This window comes from Exiguobacterium sp. A1_3_1, assembly GCF_048985645.1.
In the GTDB taxonomy this organism is placed as follows: domain Bacteria; phylum Bacillota; class Bacilli; order Exiguobacteriales; family Exiguobacteriaceae; genus Exiguobacterium_A; species Exiguobacterium_A indicum.
The window spans coordinates 1-6,810 of sequence record NZ_WBYY01000174.1; the positions used below are offsets into that span (position 1 = coordinate 1).

The window sequence follows — 6,810 nt, forward strand, 5'->3', positions numbered from 1 at the left end:
AAGAGACAGCCATCGTATTCAAGGCCAGGTTCGAGACAGCGTGTAATCCATTCCGTTTTTCTTCCTCGACATACCGTTTTGCGACGGCATTCAAGTCCTGTTCTTTTTGATCCAGTTGCTGGTAAATCTTTAAGTCACGATAGCCTTGGAACAACTCTGTCACTTCTGTCGACAGATCACCACGGCGGACACGAACCGAACGTGCGAAACGTTGTTCGCGGTACGCGAACCAACCCGGAATCAAGAAACCGGTCAGAATCAAACCAAGCAATAGAATCCCGGCAATCGTCCACGAGAAGAAACTGACGAAAAAGATCGTACAGAAGAAGACAAGCAACAAGACGATCGGTGGATAGAGAACACGTAAGAACGTATTTTGCAGACTTTCGACGTCACCGACGATCCGGGCAAGTAAATCCCCACTCCGGTATTTGCCGAAAATTCCTGGCGCGAGCGGCTCAAGTCGACGGTAAAACGACGTCCGGATATCACTGAGGATCGTAAACGTCGCCCGGTGCGAATAATAACGTTCCGCATATCGACTGACGGCGCGCGTCAGACTCGAAATTTTTTGCAACGCAATCAAGACGGCAAGCGTCTGGATCGGTGGCAATAAGGCTGCCTTTGAAATCAGATAACCACTTGCTGCGAATAACCCGACCGCTGTCACTCCGGCGAGGACACCGAAGAAGATCGACCAGGCGATATCGCGTTTTTGATGCACCATCAACCGAAAGACTCTTAGTAGTTCTTTCATCGTGTTTCCTCCCCTCTCTGGACGCTACGCATCCGCGCATATTCCGAATCACGCCCAAGCAGTTCATCGTGCGTGCCACGATCGACGATTCGTCCACCATCGAGGACGACGATTTGATCTGAGCGCTCGATCGTATGCAGACGGTGTGCGACAGTGATGACTGTCGCTGCTTGTCCAAGCTGTTCGATCGCTTGCTGAAGCAGTCGCTCCGTTTTGACGTCGAGTCCTGTCGTCGGTTCATCAAAGACGATGACGTTCGGTCGTTTCAAGAACGCTCGTGCCAACGCAACGCGCTGTTTCTCGCCGCCTGATAGACCACGTCCACCTTCTCCAATTACTGTGTCAATCCCTTCAGGTAACGTCGCAATCAACTCCTCGAGTCCTGCTGCCTGCGCCGCCTCAAAAATCTCTTCCGGCGTCGCTTGACGGAGTTCACCGATTGCGATGTTTTCTGCCAGCGTTCCGGCATACAGATACGGATGCTGCGAGATGTAGCTCAACTGACGGAACCAGCTCGCTTCCTCCACCTGACTGCGATTAATCCCGTCAAGCAGAATCCGTCCTTCTTTTGGATCCGCGAGTCCGGCAATCAACTGTAAGACAGTCGACTTACCGGCACCACTGCGACCGATCAACGCCACCTTTTGATACGGTTCAATCGCAAGTGTCACGTCTTGTAAGGCAAAGCGTCCTTCTTGATACGTAAAATCAACTTCATCCAAGACGATTCGTGGTGGACGGTTCATCGCAAGTTCTGATTGACCGAAGGCAACAGGACGATCGTCTGCTGTTAGTTCGGCTGCGATCTGTTTCGCTGCCGCGACACTACCTCGTCCCGTATGGAAGGCAGCTCCCATCTCTTTTAAGGCAAGATAGTATTCTGGTGCCAACACGAGCATCAGGAACGCCGGGATGAAGGTAATGCTTTGGAACAAAATCAAGCGCAGACTGACTTCAAGTGCAATCATTCCCATGCTGAGCATCGAGATGAACTCAAGCATCAACGACGACAAGAAGGCGAGCTTCAAGACCGTTAACGTCGCATCCCGGAAATCAAGACTACTTTTTTCGATGACGTCACGTTGTCGTTTCGCACGACCAAATAACTTCAAGGTCGTCAGTCCTTGCAACGTATCAAGGAACGTTCCCGAGAATGCCGTCATCTTCTCGAGTTGAGCATCCGCCCGCTTTTGCGTCATGATGCCGATGATGATGTAGAACAACGGAATGAACGGTGCTGTGATCATCATGACGAGACCAGTGATCCAGTCATAGCTGAATGCCGCGATCAAGACCATCAAGGGAACGATCGTCGTCTGGACGACTTTCGGCAAGTACTGACTGTAGTAGCTGTCCATCTCGTCTACAGCGTCGAGCAAGACACTGACCTTCTGTCCCGCTTGCCCTTGTAGCATCATCTCGACCGAACGACCTGTGTATTTCGCGACGAGTGCTTCCCGAAGCGCCTGCTTCATGTGTGCCGATAACGTCGTACCGAGACGACCGTTCCAATACGTCACGGCGACCCGGAGCAACAGCATTCCGAGGACGACGAGTAGTAACGGAATGACGGCTTCAAACGGTTGTTCTTTTAAGAAAATCCGATCGACCGTCAACACGATGCCGTACGATTGACCGATGACCGCAACCCCCATTAGGAAAGCTGCAATGATGAATTGAATGAGAATACTGCGTGGAATCTGGACGATTCCTTTTAATGGATTCATATACAAACGTCCTTTCACAAAGTGTGAACGACTTTTAGTGAATATTTTCACATATCGTACATTTAGTATACCGAATCCGGAACGGGGATGCCATGCAGATGCTGTCGAAAAGGTGTGACGGTTTTGTGAGAGCATAAAACTCGACAATTCTTTCGAATGAAACTATTATGGATATACATTATCCACGTTTAACGAAAGGGGACTTCTCATGCAAATGAAAACCGGGGTCGAGCAATCCGTCTACGCGATGTTGCTTTTGACCTTCCTTCCGGATCGCGCTGTGTTGCCCGGTGAATTCATCAGCCAGCAACTTGGTGCCTCGCCGACTTATTTCCAAAAGCTCTTACGAAAACTCGTCCAGGCGGATCTGTTGTATTCCGTACCGGGTGTCAAAGGTGGCTTTCGCTTACGACGTCCGGCAGACGAAATTCAAATCTTTGACATTTATCAAGCGATCGAGGGCAAGCAGACGTTGTATGTGTCAAGCGGTGTCTTTGAGGATTTGATGGGAATTCAGGAACAGGAAATCGGTCTACTCTCGAATCTGATGACAGAAGCGGAAGAGGCGTGGCAATCGACGTTGAAGCGCGAATCGATTGGCTCGATCCGTCAAGCAATCGACGCCTCCTGTCCACCGGAACATTTAGAACGGTTGCATGCGTTAATCACAGACCGGATGATGACACTTTAATGAACAGAAAGAGGTTTTTACTATGGTATTGAATCGTTATTTCGACTTATTCGACGCGTCACGCACGGACGCACAAGCTTTTGAGGATCTCGTTTCCTTATTCACGACAGACATCACGTTCGTTCTGAACGGACAACCAAAGCACGGCATCGACGCCTGGAAACAGTTCGTCCGTCATGTGTTCACGGCGAATCAGGATATTAAGCACATGTATGCGGGCTGGGAAGAAACAACACCCGGAACGTATGAAACACGCTGGGCAGTTTGCGGAAAACGGGCAGACGGTAGTGTCTTCACACAAGACGGAAAAGATATCGCACGTCTCGATGAAAACGGACGGATCGCTTACCTGGAGAACGTTCCAGATGATCCGACGATGTTCCGTTCATAAGATTACTTTTAAATACCAAAAAACCTGTGTTCCGCGAAAGCAGAACACAGGTTTTTTGGTATTTTTATAGGTTCTTCGCTTTGAATGTGTCTCCACCTTCGATCGTGCCGTTATCAAAGCCTTTTTGGAACCAACGTTCTCGTTGCGCTGATGTGCCGTGGGTGAAACTCTCCGGTACGACATATCCTTGTCCCTTCTCTTGTAACGTATCATCCCCGACAGCATTCGCTGCCGTCAACGCTTCTTCAAGATCGCCTTCTTCGAGCAAGTTTTCGCCTTGCGCATGATGCGCCCAGACGCCGGCATAATAATCGGCCTGTAGTTCGAATCGAACGAGGTACTTGTTGAACTTCTCCTCACTCATTTTCTCTCGAAGGGGCATGATCTCATCCGACTTTCCGAGTAACGTCTGGACGTGGTGTCCGACCTCGTGCGCAATGACATAAGCCATCGCAAAATCGCCCGGTGCCCCGTACTTCGTCTGCAGTTCATCATAAAAGCTTAAATCAATGTATAATTTCTGATCGCCGGGACAATAAAAGGGACCGACGGACTTCCCTGCTTGTCCGCAAGCCGAACTGACTTGATCCGTATATAAGACGAGCTTCGGTTCTTTATAGGTCTTACCATCCTCTTTGAATTCCTTCGTCCAGACCCGTTCCGTATCCGCTAAGACGACAGAGACGAAATCCGCTGCTTCTTTTTCCTGTGCTGTTTCTTCGTACGTCGTATTTTGCTGATCCTCACCGGTTAAGTCTCCGAGTAACTCAGCTGGATTACCGCCCATCAAGGTGATGACGATCAGCAGGATGATTCCGACACCACCACCGATGCCGGCGATTCCTTTCCCACCCATTCCTCGCCGATCCTCAACGTTTGAACTCCGTTCTCTTCCCTTCCATTTCATGCGCTTTCCTCCTACTCGTTTCGTTGTAGGTCTTTACCCGAAAGCATTCGTCCGTAACGCTCCGTCTTAGGATGGACGTTCCTTCTCGTATTCATTGCTAAAATAAGTACATCCATTTCTAGGAATATCGCCCTCCTGTAGAGAAGAAGTTCAGCACGGATTTTCGCAGAAAGGAGTTGTCCGATGCACTCGTTCCGTCAACACCTCAAGAACTTCATGCATACGTACCGTAAGGACATCCTTGTCCTATCTGGTATGTTTGTATTCATCCTAATTTATAGCTTTCCGTTGTTTCGTTCCGGTATGGTGACGTTTAGCGATCTATCCTTCGGACTATCCTCCCATCGCTACTTAGAAGAAATTTATGGGGCTTGGAACAACCGCTGGAGCACGACGACGCTTCTGAATGTCGCACGATTGCTCTACATCCTACCGTTTTATGTACTCAGTCTATTGTTTGGCTCATCCGGTCCCGTCTTGATCAAGTCATTCATCATCGGACTGTTGACGATCTCTGCTTTATCGATGTTCGCTTTTACGAAACGGCTCCACTCGGTTTATGTCTCGAAGCACTTTTCTTATCTCTCACTGATTGCCTTTGCGATTGCCGCGTTGTTTTATGCCTTGAACCCGTGGGTGATTACGCGGATTCAACATATCTATTTATTATGTGGCTATTCCGTCTTCCCTTACGCTTTGATGTTGTTCTTCAACATCTTCGACCCGAAGTTTCGGGAACAGCTCGATCCTGGTTTCCGTTTGTCTGATCGATTGAGTCGACGGACATGGATTGATATCACCGGACTATCGATCGTCTTTGCCTTCATGGCGGCGGGGATCCATTATTTCTTCTTCTCGCTGATCTATATGGGAATCATGGTCGGACTCATTTTCCTAAAGACAAGTTGGACGCGTCGCAAAGAACGGATTTGGTCGTCGTTACTATGGTTTTATGCTCGGGCGACTTGTGCGTTTGGTCTCGTTTTTCTACTATTCAATGGATATTGGTTCTTGATGTACGTCGGCTCGATCCTGACTGGATCACAAGCTTCACAACACAATATCAATGTCTCTGATACGTTGATGTTGTTCAGCCGACACTCGAGCTGGACGAACGTTTTATTTTTAACGAGCTACTGGTGGCCGATGTTTGATTTGACTACGTTACCGCTGACGTTTTGGATTGCTGGCGCGATTACACTTTTACTCATCTTGCTAGGAGCCGTCGTCGCGTATCGGCAACCGATCCATCTGTTCTTTAGTCTGCTTGCGATTCCGCTGATCGTCTTTGCGACCGGTACCCATGAACAAGTTGCCGATGCGTTTGTCCTGTTCGTGACGAAGACACCGTTGATTGGTGCGATGTTCCGCGATCCGAATAAGCTAGTTGGTCTCTTGATGGTCAGTTACAGCTTGTTGCTCGCCGTCGGATTAAATGCCGTCTTTATCCGTGCGTCCCGGACGATTCCACCGAAGTTGTACCGGGTCGTCTCGATCGTCGGTACGCTGATCGTCGTCGCCTGCTTTTTCCTCCCTTACCGGACTGTCTATATGGAAGGTTTTTATCATCCGGTCAAGATGCCTAAGGAATACACGGCTATCCAAGAAGAAGTCAATGGGAAGTGGTTGCAATTCCCGATTGCAGACGAGATGACGCAACCAAGTACCGGCATCGCGACTCCACGCTGGAATCAAAATCCACGAAAAGGTGGCGAAATCAAAGCTACGGGTGACGTACAAGTCTATACGTCGGCACACGATACCGTCTTTCATCATGAAGGAGCATCACCGACGATTGGTTACATGATGACGTTCATGCAATATCTACTCGACACCGGTCGCTCGGAACAAGCTGGACAGATCGCGAAAGCATTCGGATTGAAGCAATTCGCCTACCGGGATGAGTACACGGGGATGAAGGACCGACAAGACTTCAATCTAAAGGTTCTGCAGGAACAACGTGATCTCGTACAAACGAAACAAGTCGGCTTGTTCACCTTATTCGACTTGATTGCACCGCTCGATACCCGGACCGTTCCACAATTGATGTTGACCCCTTATGGACTCGAACGGTCGATCAGTTATCCGACACTGGCTGGCTACAATCTCGGTCGTCAATCGATTTTATATGCGACACAAGCACATCAGGATAGCCTCTCCTGGATGAAAAAGGGTGATATCGTCGAAATGATCGAGGAAAACGACCTTGTTCTCAGCCAAGTACCGGACGAATACTACTGGAAACCGTTCGATGCGATTGATTCAGCCAATGCCTTCCTGAACTGGGGTAAGACGTTTCTCGCCAACAACTGTCTCTTATACACATCTCCGAGCCCA

At 49.2% G+C, this 6,810-nt stretch carries 5 protein-coding genes and 1 pseudogene; 3 read left to right on the top strand and 3 right to left on the bottom strand.

The genetic code is table 11. From position 1 onward, the window contains the following. On the bottom strand, window positions 1-757 hold a 757-nt coding region (locus tag F8N00_RS15035), incomplete at its 3' end, for an ABC transporter transmembrane domain-containing protein (protein ID WP_421018497.1). Further along, window positions 754-2,484: a thiol reductant ABC exporter subunit CydD gene (cydD, locus tag F8N00_RS15040; protein WP_075642795.1), complete on the bottom strand. Its 1,731-nt coding sequence runs from the start codon at window positions 2,482-2,484 to the stop codon at window positions 754-756. The genes cydD and F8N00_RS15035, both read right to left, overlap by 4 nt. Before the next feature lie 208 nt (window positions 2,485-2,692). On the opposite strand from cydD, the gene F8N00_RS15045 reads away from it, so the two are divergent. Further along, window positions 2,693-3,175, top strand: coding sequence for an Rrf2 family transcriptional regulator (locus F8N00_RS15045; RefSeq protein WP_075642796.1), 483 nt, complete (start codon window positions 2,693-2,695; stop codon window positions 3,173-3,175). A 22-nt stretch (window positions 3,176-3,197) separates the two neighbouring features. Further along, a complete protein-coding gene (locus F8N00_RS15050) occupies window positions 3,198-3,566 on the top strand; it encodes a nuclear transport factor 2 family protein (RefSeq protein WP_029343141.1) in 369 nt (122 codons plus the stop codon). A gap of 64 nt (window positions 3,567-3,630) precedes the next feature. On the opposite strand, the gene F8N00_RS15055 is transcribed toward F8N00_RS15050, so the two are convergent. Then, complete coding sequence (locus F8N00_RS15055; protein WP_075643149.1) at window positions 3,631-4,473, bottom strand: neutral zinc metallopeptidase; 843 nt, start codon at window positions 4,471-4,473, stop codon at window positions 3,631-3,633. Between the two features lie 183 nt (window positions 4,474-4,656). On the opposite strand from F8N00_RS15055, the pseudogene F8N00_RS15060 reads away from it, so the two are divergent. Next, a pseudogene (locus tag F8N00_RS15060) lies at window positions 4,657-6,810 on the top strand (hypothetical protein); the annotation flags it as partial.

What these genes read in the sequence shown, in the direction of transcription:
- cydD (WP_075642795.1), bottom strand. Translation starts at nt 2,484, where the DNA reads ATGAATCCATTAAAAGGAATCGTCCAGATTCCACGCAGTATTCTCATT.
- F8N00_RS15045 (WP_075642796.1), top strand. Translation starts at nt 2,693, where the DNA reads ATGCAAATGAAAACCGGGGTCGAGCAATCCGTCTACGCGATGTTGCTT.
- F8N00_RS15050 (WP_029343141.1), top strand. Translation starts at nt 3,198, where the DNA reads ATGGTATTGAATCGTTATTTCGACTTATTCGACGCGTCACGCACGGAC.
- F8N00_RS15055 (WP_075643149.1), bottom strand. Translation starts at nt 4,473, where the DNA reads ATGAAATGGAAGGGAAGAGAACGGAGTTCAAACGTTGAGGATCGGCGA.